The organism is Streptomyces sp. P3 (genome assembly GCF_003032475.1).
Classification (GTDB): domain Bacteria; phylum Actinomycetota; class Actinomycetes; order Streptomycetales; family Streptomycetaceae; genus Streptomyces.
This window is the reverse complement of record NZ_CP028369.1, coordinates 4,623,324-4,640,257: the sequence shown is the minus strand read 5'-3', so window position 1 is coordinate 4,640,257 and position 16,934 is coordinate 4,623,324. Positions and strand designations below refer to the sequence as shown.

15 protein-coding genes and 1 pseudogene are annotated in these 16,934 nt (G+C 71.9%); 10 read left to right on the top strand and 6 right to left on the bottom strand.

The window, feature by feature from the left end; genetic code table 11:
* The first annotated feature begins 119 nt into the window (after positions 1–119).
* From C6376_RS20890 to C6376_RS20880, 3 genes are read left to right on the top strand one after another with little or no spacing between them, the layout of a single operon-like run.
* Positions 120–641 (top strand): NUDIX hydrolase, encoded by a 522-nt coding sequence (locus C6376_RS20890; protein ID WP_107444833.1) that lies wholly within the window; start codon positions 120–122, stop codon positions 639–641.
* Between the two features lie 45 nt (positions 642–686).
* Positions 687–1,079 carry a YidH family protein gene (locus tag C6376_RS20885; RefSeq protein ID WP_107444832.1) on the top strand — a complete coding sequence of 131 codons (393 nt, stop codon included), beginning with the start codon at positions 687–689 and terminating at the stop codon, positions 1,077–1,079.
* Positions 1,076–1,399, top strand: a complete 324-nt coding sequence (locus tag C6376_RS20880; RefSeq protein ID WP_107444831.1) for a DUF202 domain-containing protein — start codon at positions 1,076–1,078, stop codon at positions 1,397–1,399. The genes C6376_RS20885 and C6376_RS20880 overlap by 4 nt, the downstream gene beginning before the upstream one ends.
* Before the next feature lie 48 nt (positions 1,400–1,447).
* Here the strand turns inward: C6376_RS20880 and C6376_RS20875 are convergent, their stop codons facing one another.
* A complete protein-coding gene (locus tag C6376_RS20875) occupies positions 1,448–2,458 on the bottom strand; it encodes an NADP-dependent oxidoreductase (RefSeq protein ID WP_107444830.1) in 1,011 nt (336 codons plus the stop codon).
* 399 nt (positions 2,459–2,857) lie between these two features.
* Here C6376_RS20875 and C6376_RS20870 point away from each other — a divergent pair, with 399 nt between their 5' ends.
* From C6376_RS20870 to C6376_RS45335, 3 genes are all read left to right on the top strand, one after another.
* Positions 2,858–3,880, top strand: a complete 1,023-nt coding sequence (locus C6376_RS20870) for a phosphotransferase family protein (RefSeq protein WP_107444829.1) — start codon at positions 2,858–2,860, stop codon at positions 3,878–3,880.
* A gap of 5 nt (positions 3,881–3,885) precedes the next feature.
* Complete coding sequence (locus C6376_RS20865; protein WP_107444828.1) at positions 3,886–5,100, top strand: acyl-CoA dehydrogenase family protein; 1,215 nt, start codon at positions 3,886–3,888, stop codon at positions 5,098–5,100.
* A gap of 149 nt (positions 5,101–5,249) precedes the next feature.
* A complete protein-coding gene (locus C6376_RS45335) occupies positions 5,250–6,869 on the top strand; it encodes an IS1634 family transposase (protein ID WP_254075823.1) in 1,620 nt (539 codons plus the stop codon).
* A 56-nt stretch (positions 6,870–6,925) separates the two neighbouring features.
* On the opposite strand, the gene C6376_RS20855 is transcribed toward C6376_RS45335, so the two are convergent.
* From C6376_RS20855 to C6376_RS20845, 3 genes and pseudogenes are all read right to left on the bottom strand, one after another.
* Positions 6,926–7,519, bottom strand: coding sequence for a TetR/AcrR family transcriptional regulator (locus tag C6376_RS20855; RefSeq protein WP_107449082.1), 594 nt, complete (start codon positions 7,517–7,519; stop codon positions 6,926–6,928).
* 54 nt (positions 7,520–7,573) lie between these two features.
* Positions 7,574–8,029 (bottom strand): annotated as a pseudogene (locus C6376_RS20850) (long-chain fatty acid--CoA ligase); the annotation flags it as partial.
* 134 nt (positions 8,030–8,163) lie between these two features.
* Positions 8,164–8,925: an SDR family oxidoreductase gene (locus C6376_RS20845; protein WP_107444827.1), complete on the bottom strand. Its 762-nt coding sequence runs from the start codon at positions 8,923–8,925 to the stop codon at positions 8,164–8,166.
* 268 nt (positions 8,926–9,193) lie between these two features.
* Here C6376_RS20845 and C6376_RS20840 point away from each other — a divergent pair, with 268 nt between their 5' ends.
* Complete coding sequence (locus C6376_RS20840; protein ID WP_107444826.1) at positions 9,194–10,567, top strand: serine-threonine protein kinase; 1,374 nt, start codon at positions 9,194–9,196, stop codon at positions 10,565–10,567.
* Positions 10,568–10,589: 22 nt separating this feature from the next.
* Here the strand turns inward: C6376_RS20840 and C6376_RS20835 are convergent, their stop codons facing one another.
* Positions 10,590–13,379, bottom strand: coding sequence for a penicillin acylase family protein (locus C6376_RS20835; protein ID WP_107444825.1), 2,790 nt, complete (start codon positions 13,377–13,379; stop codon positions 10,590–10,592).
* Between the two features lie 208 nt (positions 13,380–13,587).
* Here C6376_RS20835 and C6376_RS20830 point away from each other — a divergent pair, with 208 nt between their 5' ends.
* Together C6376_RS20830 and C6376_RS20825 are read left to right on the top strand one after the other, a co-directional pair.
* Positions 13,588–14,190, top strand: coding sequence for a hypothetical protein (locus tag C6376_RS20830; RefSeq protein WP_107444824.1), 603 nt, complete (start codon positions 13,588–13,590; stop codon positions 14,188–14,190).
* A gap of 314 nt (positions 14,191–14,504) precedes the next feature.
* The gene (locus C6376_RS20825; protein ID WP_107444823.1) at positions 14,505–15,572 is read left to right on the top strand and encodes an RNA ligase (ATP); all 1,068 of its coding nucleotides are present in this window, start codon (positions 14,505–14,507) and stop codon (positions 15,570–15,572) included.
* Positions 15,573–15,767: 195 nt separating this feature from the next.
* Here C6376_RS20825 and soxR read toward each other — a convergent pair whose 3' ends face one another.
* The gene (gene soxR / locus C6376_RS20820; protein WP_107444822.1) at positions 15,768–16,256 is read right to left on the bottom strand and encodes a redox-sensitive transcriptional activator SoxR; all 489 of its coding nucleotides are present in this window, start codon (positions 16,254–16,256) and stop codon (positions 15,768–15,770) included.
* A gap of 131 nt (positions 16,257–16,387) precedes the next feature.
* On the opposite strand from soxR, the gene C6376_RS20815 reads away from it, so the two are divergent.
* Positions 16,388–16,849 (top strand): MaoC family dehydratase, encoded by a 462-nt coding sequence (locus C6376_RS20815; RefSeq protein WP_107444821.1) that lies wholly within the window; start codon positions 16,388–16,390, stop codon positions 16,847–16,849.
* The last annotated feature ends 85 nt before the right edge of the window (positions 16,850–16,934 follow it).

Sequence of the window (16,934 nt, the reverse complement as noted above, 5' to 3'; positions counted from 1 at the left end):
TCGCCCGCGCGGGACCACCCGACCGGGGCTGCCCGAGCGGGAGCTGCCCGCACGGGGCTGCCGGGACGGTTGCCCGGATGGGGCTGGGGTCGCTCGCGTCGGGCTGCTTGGATGGGGCGATGAGCGCTGCTGACGAGATCCTCGACATCGTGGACGAGAACGACCAGGTCGTCGGCCGGCGTCCGCGCGGCCAGGTGTACGCCGAAGGCCTGCGCCACCGCTGCGTCTTCGTCCAGGTCAGGGACGCCGAGGGGCGGATCTTCGTTCACCGCAGGACGGCGACCAAGCTGGTGTTCCCGTCCCTGTACGACATGTTCGTCGGCGGTGTCGTCGGGGCGGGCGAGGCCTACGACGACGCCGCGCTGCGCGAGGCGGAGGAGGAGCTGGGGGTGAGCGGGCTGCCCCGGCCGGAGTACCTGTTCACGTTCCTCTACGAGGACGGGGCGGCGGGGAGCTGGTGGTCGGCCGTGTACGAGGTCCGCTGCGAACTGCCGGTGACCCCGCAGGCGGAGGAGGTGGCCTGGCACGACTTCCTGCCCGAGGAGGAGGTCGAACGGCGCCTGTCCGTCTGGGAGTGGGTGCCGGACGGGCTGGCGGCGTACGAGCGGCTCGGGGAGCACCGGGCCCGGTCCACGGCATGAGAGGCACCGGCGGGGCCCTAAGCGGCGACGGGTAGGGTCCTGCGGGTGATCGAGTTCGTACGGAACGTCCGGTTGTGGTTCGCCCCCGAGCAGGTCAGGGAGGAGGGCAGCACGCCCGACTACCGGTTCTCGCTGGCGAACGAGCGCACGTTCCTGGCCTGGCTGCGCACCGCGCTCGCGCTGATCGGCGGGGGCTTCGCGGTGGACCAGTTCCTGCCGGACCTGCGGTGGGGCTGGCGGGTGGGGCTGGCGCTCGCGCTGCTCGCGGCGGGCGTGCTGTGCTCCCTGCGGGCGGTGAACCACTGGGTGCGCTGCGAGCGGGCGATGCGCCGGGGCGAGGACCTGCCGTCCTCCCGTTTCCCGGCGCTGCTGGGCGTGGTGGTCGCGGTGGTGGCCGTGGCGATGGTGCTGGTGGTGCTGGTGGGGTGGGAGGGATGAGCGCCGGGCCGGCGCCGGAGCGGGACCCCGGTCTCCAGCCCGAGCGGACCCGGCTGGCCTGGCGGCGTACGACGCTGGCGAGCACCGTCTCGGCCGTGCTGGCCCTGAAGACCGCGCTGCACGGCGGTCCGTCGGCGTTCGGGATCGTGGCGGGTGCGGTGTGCTGCGCCCTGTGGCTGGCGTTCCTGCTGCTCGCCCACCGGCGCATCCACGCCCTCGCCGCCACGCCGACCCCGGCGGCCCTCACCGTCCGGCACGCCACGGCGGCCGTCGCCTGCGCGGTGGCGACGGCGGTGTGGGCCGTCGTCCTCGTGGTCTGACCCGCCCGCCGACGGGCTCCCCCGCCCACCTCCTCCCGGCCGGGCCCCCTACGCGCCGTCCGCAGCCGCTTCCTTCCTGTCTTCCGTTTCCTTCGCGTCTTCCGCTTCTTCCGCGTCTTCCGCTTCTTCCGCCCAGTCCACCGTGACCACGATCTTGCCGCGGGTGCGGCCCTCCTCGCTCAGGCGGTGGGCCTGCGCGGCCTGCTCGAGCGGGAACGTCCTGGAGACGTGCACGGAGACGACGCCCTGTTCGGCCAGTTCCGCCAGGCGGGTGAGGTCCTCGGCGTCGGGGCGGACCCAGCAGTAGCGGCCGCCGTAGCCGACGACGTCCCCGTCGGCGATCGAGGCCAGGCGTCCGTCCGGGACCAGCAGGTTGGCGGAGACCCTCAGCGCCTCGCCGCCGACCGTGTCGAAGGCGGCGTCCACGCCCTCCGGGGCCAGCCCGCGCACCCGTTCCGCCAGCCCCTCGCCGTAGGTCACCGGCTCGCCGCCCAGCGAGCGCACGAAGTCGTGGTTGGCCTCGCTCGCCGTGCCGATCACCCGGGCGCCCAGGTGACGCGCGAGTTGTACGGCGATCGAACCGACGCCGCCCGCGGCCGCGTGGACGAGGACGGTCTCGCCGCGTCTGACCCGGAGCGCCCCGGTCAGCACCTGGTAGGCGGTGAGCCCGGTGAGCGGCAGGCCCGCGGCCTCCTCCCAGGTGAGGTTGCGCGGCTTGCGGGCGAGGGTGCGCACGGGAGCGGCGACGTACTCGGCGAAGGTGCCGCGGGAGAGGAAGTCCTCACGGACGTAGCCGATGACCTCGTCACCGACCGCGTACTCCGGGACGGACACGCCGGGCTGGACGACGACCCCCGAGACGTCCCAGCCGGGGATCACCGGGAAGACGGCGTCCAGCATCCCGTCCAGATATCCCTCCCGGGCCTTCCAGTCGACGGGGTTCACGGCCGCCGCGCGGACCTTCACCAACACCGCGTCGGGGCCGATTCTGGGGTCGCGCACCTCCCCGTACGCGAGTGCCTCGGGGCCGCCGTAGCCTGCGTAACTGATCGCCTTCATGGGTCCGACCCTCCGGGGTCCGCGGACGTCACGCAAGCCGGATCACCCGATATGCCTGATCCCGTGGCACCCCGTCCGACGTCATCGCCCGCAGCCTCGAGGCGGGCCGCCCCCGTGACCGCCCTCCATCTCGAGCACTCCGCCCACACCCCCACACACAGAGCCGGGCGGCGGCCGCAGCCGCAGCCGTAGCCGCAGCCGTAGCCGCGGGAACGGCCGGAACGGGAACAGCCCGGACGGCCGAAAAGGGCCTGCCGACGGCTCCCCGGGTTCTGTCCGGGGTGCCGGCGGCCTATGGTGGCCCCGATCACGTTGGGCAATGACCCCTGGACTCCATACCGACCGGTCGGCATCATGGGGCGAGCCCCTGTTCACCCGTCCCGTCCGTAGGAGCGACGCATGAGCCCCGACCACCCGCCCGGACTCGACCTCGACCGGTTGCGCGCCCTGCTGCAGCGCGAGCGTCCCGGTCTGGTCCACGGCCCCCTCACCGGAGGGCTGATCGAAGGCGGGCGGTCCAACCTCACCTACGCGGTCTCCGACGGCGAGGCGAAGTGGGTCGTGCGCCGGCCTCCGCTGGGGCATGTGCTGGCCACCGCGCACGACATGAAGCGTGAGCACCGGGTGATCAGCGCCCTGCACCCGACGAGCGTGCCGGTTCCCCGCCCGGTCCTGCTGTGCGAGGACGACGACGTGCTCGGGGCCCCGTTCTACGTCATGGAGTTCGTCGAGGGCACGCCCTACCGGACGGCCGACGAGCTCGCCCCGCTCGGCGAGCGGCGCACCCGGGACGCGGTGCTGTCGCTGGTGGACACCCTGGTGGAGCTGCACGCGGTGGACCCCGCCGAGGTCGGCCTCGCCGACTTCGGCCGGCCCGAGGGGTTCCTGGACCGGCAGCTGCGCCGCTGGGGCAAGCAACTGGACGCCTCCCGCAGCCGCGAGCTGACCGGGATCGACGAGCTGCACGCGGCGCTCGGCCGTGAGCTGCCGGACTCGCCGGCCGCCGCCGTCGTGCACGGCGACTACCGGCTCGACAACGTCCTGATCGGCCCCGACGACACGATCCGCGCGATCCTCGACTGGGAGATGTCGACCCTCGGCGACCCGCTGACCGATCTGGGGCTGCTGGTGATGTACAGCGTTCCGCTGCGGCTGCCGGACTCCCCGATCTCCACGACCGCCGCGGCGCCCGGCCATCCGTCGCCCGCCGAGCTGATCGAGCGGTACGCGGCGGGCTCCGGGCGCGACGTCTCGGCGGTCTCCTGGTACACGGCCTTCGCCTGGTTCAAGCTCGCCGTGATCCTCGAGGGCATCCACTACCGCTACACGCTCGGCCAGACGGTCGGGCGCGGCTTCGACCGCATCGGGGAGCTCGTCCCCGTCTTCATCGAGCACGGACTGACCACACTCCAGGAAGGCTGACCGGCATGGACTTCGCGTTCGACGCCCGCACCGAGGACCTCCGCGCCAGGCTGCTCGCCTTCATGGACGAGTACGTCTACCCGGCCGAGGCGGTGGCCGAGGAGCAGCGCGCACTGCTGGCCTCGCCGTGGGACACCCCGGCCGTGGTGGAGGAGCTGAAGGCCGAGGCGCGCAGCCAGGGCCTGTGGAACCTCTTCCTGCCCGACACCGAGCACGGCGCCGGGCTCACCAACCTGCAGTACGCGCCGCTCGCCGAGATCACCGGCCGCTCCCCCCAGCTGGCGCCGACGGCGCTGAACTGCGCGGCGCCGGACACCGGGAACATGGAGGTGCTCGCGCAGTTCGGCGACGAGCGGCAGCAGAAGCAGTGGCTGGAGCCGCTGCTGGCGGGCGAGATCCGCTCGGCGTTCGCGATGACCGAGCCGGAGGTGGCCTCCTCTGACGCCACCAACATCACCACCCACATCGAGCGGGACGGCGACGAATACGTCATCACCGGTCGAAAGTGGTACATCTCCGGGGCGATGAACCCGGACTGCAGGATCTTCATCGTGATGGGCAAGACGGACCCGGACGGCCCGGACATCCGGCGCCAGCAGTCCATGGTGCTGGTGCCGCGCGACACGCCCGGCGTCACCGTCCGGCGGGCCATGCGGGTCTTCGGGTACGAGGACCACTCCCACGGCGGCCACGCCGAGGTGGTGTTCGACCACGCGCGCGTGCCGGTGACGAACCTCGTCGGCGAGGAGGGCGGCGGCTTCGCCATCGCCCAGGCCCGCCTCGGCCCCGGCCGGATCCACCACTGCATGCGGCTGATCGGCATGGCGGAGCGGGCGATCGAGCTGATGTGCCGCCGGGCCGTCTCCCGTACGGCCTTCGGCAAGGCTCTGGGACAGCAGGGCGTGGTGCACAACTGGATCGCGGACGCGCGCGTGACGGTCGAGCAGTTGCGGCTGCTGGTGCTCAAGACCGCCTGGATGATGGACACCGTCGGCAACCGGGGTGCCCACGCGGAGATCCAGGCCATCAAGATCGCCACTCCGCGCGCGGTCGTCGACATCATCGACCGGGCGATCCAGCTGCACGGCGCGGGCGGCGTCAGCCAGGACTTCCCGCTGGCCGAGCTGTACGCCGGGGCGCGCACGCTGATGATCGCGGACGGGCCGGACGAGGTGCACCAGCGGTCGCTGGCCCGGCGCGAGCTGAAGAAGTACCTCTAGACCCGGATTTCGCACATGCCTCGTTCGGTTGGAACGAGGCCCGTGCGGTGTCTGGTTGTCGGTCTGGTCGTTGATGTGATGTGTCGATGATTTCGCGTGCCGAGCGGTCGCGGGTACGTCGCCCACGGATGAACGTGGAGATCGCACCTGTGGTGGAGAGACGTCTGGGCGCTCTGCCTGCCTCTGCCGAGTTTCTGCGCCGGCTGGACGTGGCCCGGATCGTCGACGAGCTGTGCCCGGTGCGCGATGTCGCGCATCTGACCCACGGGCAGGTCGTCGAGGTCCTGGTCGCCAACCGGCTGTCTGCGCCCGCGCCACTGGTGCGGGTCGGCGACTGGGCACGTGAGTGGGCGGTGGAGGAGGTCTTCGGAATCGAGGCGGACCTGCTCAACGACGACCGTATCGGCCGCGCCCTGGACGCCATCGCGCCCGAGCTGGAACACATCGTCGGCACGGTCGGTGCGAGCGCGATCGCCGAGTTCGGCATTGATGTCTCGCGCCTGCACTGGGACATGACCAGCATCTCCCTGCACGGCGCCTACGAGACCCCGCAGGAGGAGTTCCCGCAGGTCAAGTACGGTCATCCCAAAGACCGCCGGGCTGATCTCAAGCAGATCCAGGCCGGGATCGCGATCTCTGCGGACGGCGGCATTCCCGTCTTCCACCGTGCCTACGACGGTGGGGCCGGCGAGGTCTCCCAGGTCGTCGGGGCGATGACGGCCCTGCGCGAGGTGGCCGCACCCCGCGAGTTCTTGATGATCGGCGACTCGAAGCTGGTCTCCTACTCCAACCTCCTGGCCATGCAGGAAGCCCGAGTGAGGTTCATCGCCCCGGCGCCTGCGGCCAGGATTCCCGATGGCCTGTTCGCCGGTCTCGACACGGCCCGGGCCCGCCCGGTCGACTACACCGCCGGACGAGACGCGGCAAAGCCACCCGCTCAGCGTGGCCAGTACCGCGTGCTGGAGGACACCCAGACCCTGGCTGGTCCGCGCAAGCGCGACCCGGCCATCACCGTGCGCCGGATTCTGGTCCACTCCAGCGCCAATGCCCAGGCCCAGCAGGCCGCCCGCATCCGACGCCTGGACAAGGCCCGTGAGGAACTGGACAAACTCCAGCGTGCCTGCGGCGGCCGGCACTACGCCACCGCCCAGAAGGTCACCGCCCGGCTCGGCGTGATCACCAGCAAACGCCGCATCGGCTCCTGCCTGGTCACCTCCATCACCGTCGATGAGAGCGGACGACCTGCCCTGACCTGGTACTACGACCAAGAAGTCCTGGCCGTCGAAGCCGCCGCGGACGGCTGGTACGCGCTGCTGAGCACCCTCGGTCCCGCAGAGGCCGACGCCGCCGAGGTCCTCATCCGCTACAAAGGCCAGCCGGTGATCGAGCGCCGCTACAGCGACTTCAAGGGCCCGCTCGCCGTGGCCCCGGTCTTCCTGCACCACAACCGGCGCATCGCCGCCCTGATCACCGTGATCTGCCTGGCCCTGCTGGTGTTCTGCCTCATCGAACGCCAGGTCCGCCAAGCCCTGGGCGGCGACCAGACCATGCGCGGGCTCTACCCCGACAACCGGGCCCTGCGCCCGACCGGACGCCTGATCCTCTACCACCTCGCCGACCTCCGGATCCGGGCCGGAACCGCCACCGACCCGCCAACCATCCTGATCACACGCGCCGTTCAAGCCCACCTGCTCGAACTACTCGGCATCGACGAAACCCGCCCACGCTGGCTGGACACCTCAAACCCCATGTGCGAAATCCGGGTCTAGACGCTGGGGCGCGGGGCCGGCGTCCATCGGCGGCCGGCCCCGCGCCTGTCGGCTCGTCAGGGCCGCAGGGCCCGCAGCAGCAGGTCGGCCAGGTGGTCGGCGACCTCCTGTGCGCCCATCGGGCCGTCCGGCCGGTACCAGGTCGACAGGTGGTGCACCGACCCGAAGTGGTAGTCGACGACCAGGTCGGCCGGGGTCGCGGTGGAGAAGACGCCGCAGGCCTGGCCCTCCTCGACGAGCGCCCGGAAGCGTTCGTGGTAGCGGCGGCGCTCGGATCTCACCTGCTTGTTCTTCTCCGGGCTCAGGTGGTGCATCGAGCGGAAGAAGATCATCGCGTCGTCGAGGTTCTCGATGGTCGTGACGACGACGTCGGCCGCCGCGCCCCGCAGCCGCTTCTCGATCGGCTCGTCGGCGTTCGCGAAGGCGTCGAGCCGCTCCTGCTGGACGCGCAGCACGCGCGCGTACACCTCGTGCAACAGGTCGTCCTTGGAGCCGAAGTAGTGGTACAGGGCCCCCTTGGTGACGCCGGCCGCCTCGACGATCTCCTGCACCGAGGTGCGGTCGTAGCCCTGCTCGGCGAAGAGCCGGGTGGCGGCGGCGAGCAGCCGCTGCGGCACGGGGGTCCCGTCTCCGTCCGTGGTCCTGGGCACTGCCGCCACCTGCCTTCCTCGATGCCTTGTCGGCGTGTCTCACCGGCTGTCGTGCTACTGACCGTCGTGCGGGCGGGAACGCAGTTCCCGACGGAGGATCTTGCCACTCGCCGTCTTCGGCAGGTCGGGCAGGATCTCCACCTGACGCGGGCACTTGTAGGCCGCCAGTCTGTCCTTGCAGTAGGCCGCGAGCGTATCGGCATCGGCGTCCGTGCCCGCACGCAGGCTGATGTACGCCTTCACGGTCTCCCCGCGGTAGCCGTCCGGCACCCCGGCGACGGCCGCCTCGCGCACCGACGGATGGGTGTACAGCACGTCCTCGACCTCGCGCGGCCACACCTTGAAGCCGGACGCGTTGATCATGTCCTTCTTGCGGTCGACGACGTACAGCCGGCCCTGTTCGTCCATGAAGCCGATGTCCCCGGTGCGCAGCTCGCCGCCCGGGAAGGCCTCGGCGGTGGCCTCGGGCCGCCGCCAGTAGCCGGGAACGACCTGCGGACCCCGCACCACGCCTCGGGCAGTCGCAGGCCGGTGCGCTGCCGCTCGGCGTTGTACCAGGGAGTCGGCCGGCGCGATCGGGGCGCGCTGGGCGTGGTCGAGGAGGGCCAGCCAGGGCTTGGCCTCGTAGCGGGAGGCGGGCGCCGTCACCGGGCCGCCTCCCACTTCTGCTGGAGATGGTTCATGTTGCCCAGCCAGCGCTCGGGATCGCCGGCGCGCAGCTGGTGGTACCCGGCGACCTCGGGGTGCGGCAGGATCAGGAAGCGGTCCTCGGCGATGCCCTTGAACAGGGCGTCCGCCACGTCCCGCGGCTCGATCGCGGTCGGCTTGAGCACCAGGTCGCCCGCGCTGCCGGTGGCGTCCAGCATGTCGGTGCGCACGCCCTGGGGACAGATCGCGTGCACCTTGATGCCCCGGTGCCGGTAGGTCAGCGACAGCCACTCGGCGAAGGCGTACGCGCCGTGCTTGGTGACGCTGTAGGGGGCCGCGCCGATCATCGTGAGCAGGCCGGCCGCGGAGACCGTGGAGACGAAGCGGCCCCGGCCGCGCTCCAGCCAGTCCGGGAGCAGCGCGTGGGCCGCGCGGACGTGAGCCATCACGTTGACGTCCCAGGCCTGCGCCCAGACGGACTCCTCGGCCGCCTCGGAGCCACCGGAGGCGACGCCGGCGTTGGCGCAGTACACGTCGACACCGCCACCGAGGGCCTCGCGGGCCCGGTCCACGACCGCCGAGGCGTCGCCGGGGACCGCGATGCCGCCGATCTCGTCGGCGACCGCCCGCGCCCGGTCCGCGTCGAGGTCGTTGACCACGACCCGGGCGCCCTCGGCGGCGAAGCGGCGGGCCAGCGCGGCACCGATGCCGCCTCCCGCTCCGGTGACGACCACTCCGGCATCCTGCACGGCTTCCACCCTCGGTCTCCTTCGACGCGGCTGCGGCACGGACTGCGGAGCCGGGGCGCGCACCGGCTCCGCGTCCCAGACTAACCAGTCGGTATGTTGTGGCGGAAGGGCTGCTCCTGATTCACGGCCGTTCGGCGCGCACCGGGTTCCGAGAGCCCGGGAGGGCGCCTTCCGCGCGGGCGCGCACGGATGAGGCGTGACGTATGGCCAATCGCTGCCGTTCGCAGGACGATGCGCGCACCTGGTGCGCACCGCTTCGCGAACGGGAGGGCCTGTCGTGGCGGAACCTGCGATGAGCGTGACCCCCTACTGGGAGCTGACCTTCGACGCCGACGGCGACGTCGACGGCGGACGGCGCGACCGGCTGGCGGCCGAGGTAGGGCGGCGCGGCGTGCGTGACCTGATCGTCTTCGCGCACGGCTGGAACACCGAACGCTCCTCAGCGACCGGGCTCTACAGCCGCTTCTTCGCCCCGATGCCCGCACTCGCCCCGTCCGCGCGGATCGGTTACGTCGGCGTGGTGTGGCCGTCGATGCGGTTCCCGGACGAGCCCATCCCGGACTTCCCGCGGTCCGCCGCCGCTGCCACGGGCGAGGGCGGGGTCCGGCGTCGGACGCTGGACGGGGAGACCCGGCACGCACTGCGGGAGACCTTCCCGGGCGGGGCCGCGGCGGTGGACCGGATCGGGCGACTGCTGGAGGAGCGGCCGCCCGAGGAGGGCGCGCTGGAGGAGTTCGGGCGGCTGGTGCGGCTGCTGGTGGACGTGGCGCCGCCCGGGCCGCAGGCGCTGTTCGCGGCGGACACCCTCGCGGAGGGCGTCCCCCAGGACGGGCCGCGGATGTTCGCCGGGCCCACGGCGGAGGTCTGCGAGGAGTTCGCCCGGGCGCTGGCCGGCCTCGAAGCCGGAGGACCGCTGTCCGACGGCCCGGAGCCCGGCCCGGAAACCGGCCCCGGTGTCGCGGAGTTCTCGCTGCCCAACCTCTGGGACGGGGCGCACGAGCTGCTGCGCCAGGCGACGTACTACGCGATGAAGCGGCGGGCGGGGACCGTCGGCGAGCGCGGGCTCGGTCCGTTCGTGGGCCGGCTGGCGGCCGTCGCGCCCGCGGTACGGGTGCATCTGGTGGGGCACAGCTTCGGCGGGCGGCTGGTGTCGTTCGCGCTGCGCGGACTGCCCGAGGGCGTGCGCACGGTGAAGTCCGTGACGCTGCTCCAGGGGGCCTTCTCGCACTACGCGTTCGCGGCGCGGCTGCCGCACGACGCGCGCGCGGGCGGAGTGCTGCAGGGACAGCAGCACCGGGTCGACGGACCTCTGGTGTGCTGCCACTCCTCCTTCGACGCTGCGCTCGGCACGATGTATCCGCTGGCCTCCCGGATGGCGGGCGACGCCCGGGGGGCGGTCGAGGAGTTCGGCGTCGGCAGCGTGCTGGGTGCCAAGTGGGGCGCCATGGGGCACGACGGGGTGCAGGCGGTGCCCGGCACGCGCGCGTGCACGCTCGCCGAGGCGCTGGCCGGGCCGCTACCGGCGTCGGGGTGCGTGAACGTGGACGCGGCCGCGGTCGTCCGGCGCGGTGGGGCGCCGGCCGGGGCGCACAGCGACATCGTGCACCCCGAGCTGGCGCGGCTGGTGCTGGCGGCGGGCCGCGTGCGCTGACCCGCCGCCGTTCCTCAGGGCCTCACCGGTGCGAGGTGAACTCCACCACCTGCTGGAAGGTGGGCCGGTTCTGCCAGCTGATGTTGCCGTGCTTGATGCCGCCCAGGGTGCGCTGCACGATCGAGTCGGCGCACCACTGGTTGCCGGCGGTCGTGCAGAGCTTGTCGGCCGGGTAGACCTGGGCCGCGGTCTTGCCGGCCGCCGTCTTCAGGGTGCTGATCAGGACGTCCCGGCAGCCGCTCAGGGTGCCGCCGCCGCAGTACTTCTGCGTCAGCCCGCCCTGCACGCTCTCGCCGAGCACGGCGCGGACGTCCTTGTCGACATAGCTCCACCAGCCGTACTGGAAGGAGCTGCCGGCGTGCGATCCGGTCGGCCCGTGGGCGGCCGACGGGGCCTCGTCGATGGGCAGGTTGGCGCCGAACGCGTTGTAGAGGGCCGTGCCGAGACCGGGTTCGAACTCGGCCTTGACCAGCAGCGGCCACCACGCGTCCAGGATGCGGATCGCGTCGGCGTCGGCGTACGTCTTGGAGCCCGCCGCGGTCTCCGTGCGCCTGCCGCCGGCCGTCAGCCAGGTCTGCAGCTTGGTCACGGCGGCCGCCGCGGTGGAGTCGGTGACCGTCGAGCTGTTGATCACCTTCAGCAGGTCGGGCAGGACGTCCTCGGCGCGCAGGTCGGTGAGCGCCGCCTCCCCCATCGCCTTCGTCAGCGACGCGCGCGTGACGCCGCCGGCCGCGACCAGTTTCTTCACCCGGTCCTCGAGGAGGTTGCCGCGGTGCACGGACCCGTCGCCCCAGGAGGCCGTCGTGTAGTCCTTGGCCTGCTTGTTGTTCCAGGAGATGTAGTAGTCCTGGTCGACGGAGTTGGGGTGCGCCGAGGCCGGGGTGTACTCGGCCGTGTTGGTGGCCGGGACCCAGTTCTTCCACTCGTAGGCCGCCTGCGCCCACACCGGGAACTCGGCGTCGACGCCGCTCGCGCGGACCGGGTTGTCGCCGCTGTTGTAGTACGCGGTGTGCGTGGAGTCGGCGTAGAACCAGTTGAACGTGTAGTTGATGTGCTGCACCGCGGCCTGGAAGGTCTGCGGGCTCTTGACGTAGTCCGGGTCGTTCAGCATCTGGAAGCCGATGATCGAGTCGGCCTCGTGCATGTAGGACGACCGCAGGGTGGTGTAGGCGACCTTCTTCCCGCCCACCGTCGCCCGGTACTCCACGGGCCCGTACTTCGTGCGGTAGACGCGCATGGTGTACGAACCGGCGGCCGTCCCGTCGGCGGTGGTGGGCTTCCAGGCGTTCTTCTGCTCGACGACGTCCATGGCCGTGCACACGCCGTGGTACAGGTAGTGGTAGTCGTCCTGGCACAGTTCGACCGCGTAGGAGTCGATGATGTCCTGGCCGGACGTCGTGGCGCTCCACGCGTAGTCCTGGCCGCGGCCGAGTTCGACGTACATGCTCAGGCCCGCGAAGGAGGCGCCGCGGGCGCTGATGCCCGGGCCCTGGATCTCCTGGAGCATGAGCAACTGCGGGGCGAAGTAGCCGGTCTGCGGCCCGAAGACGGCGATCGGGTGGCCGCTCGCGGTGGACCTGCCGCTCACCACGAGGGCGTTGGACATACCGCGCTTGGCCGAGCTGACGGCTGCGGCGGTCGCCGTGGCGGTGGCGGCGGTCGCGCTCGCGTCGGCGCCGGTGCCCGTGGCGTCGTAGACCAGCGGCTGCGAGGCCACCGAACCGGCGTCGGGCAGCGCCTCGCCCTGGGGGGTCGCGGGCTTGCCGCCGTAGGGGAAGCTCTCGCCGTTGTGGACGGTGAGGACGGCCTCGGGATCGTTGCGTTCGCGGAACGCCTCCCAGACCTGGGTGCCCTGCGCCACGCCGTACTTCTCCTGTGCGGCGAGCAGCGAGACGGCGTTGTTGACCTCGCCGCCGCCGCCCGAACCGAACAGCGCGCCGATGACCGAGGCCAGCGCCACCAGGTCGGTGATCTTGAAGTGGTCGATGGTGCCGGCGTTGGTGATTGAGTCCTTGTGCCCGGTCAGGACGTATTCACCGGGGAAGTAGCGGCCGCTGTCGGAGGCGTCGACGTAGGCGTTGACACCCGCCAGGTAGGCGTTGGCGTCGGCGAGTGCCTGCTGGCCGCGGGCGCCGTTGGTGGCGACGGCGTTGTCGATCTGAGCCTGGAGGTCTGCCTCGGTGTACGGAGCATTGCGCCAGAACTGCTGCTCGAGACCCTGGTTGGAGGGGTCGCCGCCCGCGAACGCGGTCAGCTGGCCGCGCCCGACGTGACGGAAGACGTCCATGAGCCACAGCCGGTCCTGGGCGGCCGCGTAGCCGGCGCCGAACTCGGTTCCGTACCGGGTGGTACCGGTGATGTGCGGCACACCCGTCTTCTTGTCGCGGACGATCGTCACGTCCGTGCGGCCCGCGGGCTTCACGGTCGAGGCGACCTGGTCGGCGGCGACGCCGAACGAGGCGTCGTTGAAGAAGGTGTTGATCGTGGCGTTGGTGAGGGTGGGGTAGCCCTTGGCGAGGTTGGCGTAGGGACCGAGCTGGTCCTCCGCGTGTTCGGGCTGGGTGCCGAACGCCTGGTTGAGGAGGATCTGCGCCAGGGTGGCGTTGCCGTTCTCGCCGGGCGGCAGGATGTCGGAGCACTGTCCGCCGCAGTAGTCGTTCGCGGCCGTGCCCTCGGCCGCTGCCGCCACTTGGGAAAGAGGCGACAAAAGACCGGCGATGAGAGCGCATATGGAAGCGGTCTTCAGGAACCCGGGGAATCTGCCGGGAGTTCTCAGTCTGTCGAGAGAGTTGCGGGGGGTTCGCCGAGGCATCGGCTGCTCCTAGCGACGGGGGTGGCCGAAAGGTTACCGCCGGTATCCCCGGGATTGAAGATGAACATGCGTCAAGTTTTCGGCTCGTGGAGGTCGTCGGACATCGGATGGAGCCGAATCGCTTGTCGATACGTCTATTCGACGACGTCCGTGCGACGACGCCGAAGTGACCGAAGCTCAGGTGCAGATGTGACGGAGGTGCAAGGCGATGGCCGGTTTCCGGAGTCTGGCGAGACAGGTGCGAGACCCGCGGTGCGATCTGGCGCTGCGGCGGTATTCGCTGCGTAAGTGCCTTGAGCGGTTCGCCCCCTACGGGCACCGGGCGACCTGGGACCATCTGTGCTCCCGGGCCGGGTTCGGCCCGGAGGACCGCTCCCCCGACCCGGCGCGGCTCGTGGCCGCGTTGGACGAGCTGGAGGCGGCGCGGGCGGTGTGGCTGACCTACGAGGGGGAGTTCGCCGAACGCCGCAAGAAGGAGAAGCACGACGGGCTGCGCCGGCCCGGGAGTGTGGACGACTGGCACCGCCTGACCTGGGGCGGGTTCGGCGTCGCCTGGTGCGACGACCCGCGGCTCCATCCCCGTGAGCCGCTGGCGGACGTGCTGCGCAAACTGATCGCCGCGCTGGAGCGCGCGCCGGGCTCCGGTTGCCCGGTGTGCGGCGGCGAACGGCTGCCCTGGAAGTACGAACTGGACCACGAACCGTCGTCGGGGCCGGTCTGCGCCGACTGCGGGATCCTCGTCCCGCGCCCCGTGCTCACACCCGAGGCGCTGGCGCACGCCCGGCGAGGACGGCTGCTGGTGTCGGCCTGACGCCCGCCTGACGCCGGCCCGAGCTCCGCGCGAGGCCGGCAGCCCTCAAGAACCGGCCCGCGAGGACGACGCGGGGGTGCGCCGGGGATGCCGCACCCCTGTTTCACACCGGCCCGCCCCGGGCCGGGCGACGCCCGGCCGGTTGCCGACGCGCCGTTCCCGCACGTCCCGAACGGGCGGACACCTCTCGAACGGGCGGAAGGGACCGGAAGGTACCAGCCGCCAATACGGTCGCTCCACCGTTTTTCCGGCGGGGAGGGTTGGGGGGATGAAACCCAACCGAGCCACCCGCCCGAGGACTTGAAGGAGCCCTGATGTCGACGCTGCGCGTCACCGCCGAAGTGCTGACCGTCCACGAACACCCCGACGCCGACGCCCTCGAACTGGCCCAGGTCGGCCTGTACCGGGCCGTCGTCGCCAAGGGGGCGTACCGCACCGGGGAGGCCGCGCTCTACATCCCCGAACAGTCCGTGCTCCCTCTCGATCTGGTCGAGGAGCTGGGACTGACCGGGCGGCTGGCGGGCAGCAGGTCGGACCGGGTCAAGGCGGTGCGGCTGCGGGGCGAGCTGTCACAGGGCATCGTGTGCCGGCCGAGGGCGCTGGCCGACGTCGATCTGGCGCGGGCCGCGGCGGACGGCGTCGACTTCGCGGAGCGGCTGGGCATCGTCAAGTGGGCGCCGCCGATCCCGCCGACCATGAACGGGGACGTCGAAGCGGCCCCGGAGCTGCTGCCGTGGGTCGACATCGAGAACATCCAGCGCTATCCCGGCATCTTCGAACCGGGCGAGCCGGTGGTGCTGACCGAGAAGCTGCACGGATCGGCGTGCCTGCTCACCTACGTCGCCGGCGAGGAGCGGGTGTTCGTGTCCTCGAAGGGCTTCGGCGCGAAGTCCCTCGCCCTCACGGAGGACCCGCGCAACCTGTACTGGCGTGCCGTACGCGGGCACGGCGTCGCCGAGGCGGCCGCCCGGCTCGCCGAGCGGCTGGGCGCACGCCGGGTCGGCATCTTCGGCGAGGTGTACGGCGCGGGCGTGCAGGATCTGACGTACGGCGCCGACGGCCGGCGCGAGACCCTCGGATACGCCGTGTTCGACGTCAGCGCGGAGATCGACGGCACCGTCCGCTGGCTGGACGCGGAGCAGCTGCTGGGCGGCGAACTGCCGCTGGTCCCCCGCCTGTTCGAGGGCCCCTACGACAGCGCGCGGGTGCTGGAGATCGCCTCCGGCCGCGAGACGGTCTCCGGACGCGAGCTGCATCTGCGCGAGGGCGTGGTGATCCGTCCGGCCGTCGAGCGGTACAGCCCGGTGACCGGAGGCCGGGCCATCGCCAAGGCGGTGAGCGGGGCCTACCTGACCCGGAAGGGCGGTACGGAGTACGAGTAGCCGAGGGCGGGGCGGGGGCAGTGCGAGGCTGAGGGCGGCACGCGCCCGGGGAAGCGTGCGCCCCGGGGCGGCGTGCACCCGGAGACGGCGTGCATCTCGGGGCAGCGCGCCGGGGCGGCGGCCGTACGGCCCGCGCCGGCCTCGCGTGTCGCGCGCCGGCCCCCAGTCCCGGTGCGGGAGCGGCCGGCCGTCGCGTCAGCCCTGTCCCGGGCCCCTGCCGTCTCCCTCGCGTCGCTCGGCCAGCAGACGCGAGCCGGCCAGCCGGTCGCCCAGGATGTCGTCCGGGTTGGACAGGACGCAGGTGGCGAGGGACAGGCAGCCGCAGCCGATGCAGTCGGTGAGGTGGTCGCGGAGCCGGTTGAGCTGCATGATCCGCTCGTCCAGCTCCACTCGCCACGCCTGCGACAGTGCGGCCCAGTCCTCACGGGTCGGGGTGCGCTCCTCCGGGAGTCCGGCGAGGGCCTCCCGGATCGTGGCCAGGGGGATGCCGACCCGTTGCGCGGCACGGACGAAGGCGACGCGGCGCAGCGTGTCACGGTGGTAGCGGCGCTGGTTGCCCGAGGTGCGGCGACTGCTGATCAGGCCCCTGGACTCGTAGAAGTGCAGGGCTGAGACGGCGGCGCCGCTGCGGGCGGCGAGCTGGCCCACGGTGAGCTCGTGGATCTTCTCGGGAATCTGAGGCACCCCTCGAAGCCTACCCACCCGTATCGGCCCCGGGTCCGTTGACATCGGCCCGCCAGCCGAGCATGCTAAGCAGTTGCTTAGACCCATGGCGCGGTGGCATGGGTATCCAGTGACGCGAGAGGGCCGCAGACATGGCAGAGCCGAGGATCTTCACGTCCGCCGACGAGCTGAGGGCGGCGGTGGGCGAGCAGCTGGGGTACACCGACTGGCTGGAGGTGGACCAGAAGCGCATCGACCTCTTCGCGGAGGCCACCGGCGACCACCAGTGGATCCACGTGGACCCGGAGAAGGCCGCCGCCGGTCCGTTCGGCACGACCATCGCGCACGGTTACCTCACCCTGTCGCTGCTGCCGCTCTTCGGACCGCAGCTGATCACGGTCGAGAACGTGAAGATGGGCGTCAACTACGGGACGAACAAGGTGCGTTTCCCCGCCCCGGTGCCCGTCGGCTCGCGTGTGCGCGCCACCGCGACGATCACCGGTGTCGAGGACGTCACCGGCGGAGTTCAGGTCAGCGTCGCGTTCACCGTGGAGCGCGACGGCGGCGACAAGCCCGTCTGCGTCGCGGAGTCGGTGGCCCGCTACTACCTCTGAGGCCCGCCGTCCCGCCTCCGACGCCTGACGTCCGACGTCTGCGCCTCGGAGGCCCGCCCGGGAGGCCCGGCGCCCGCGGGACGCC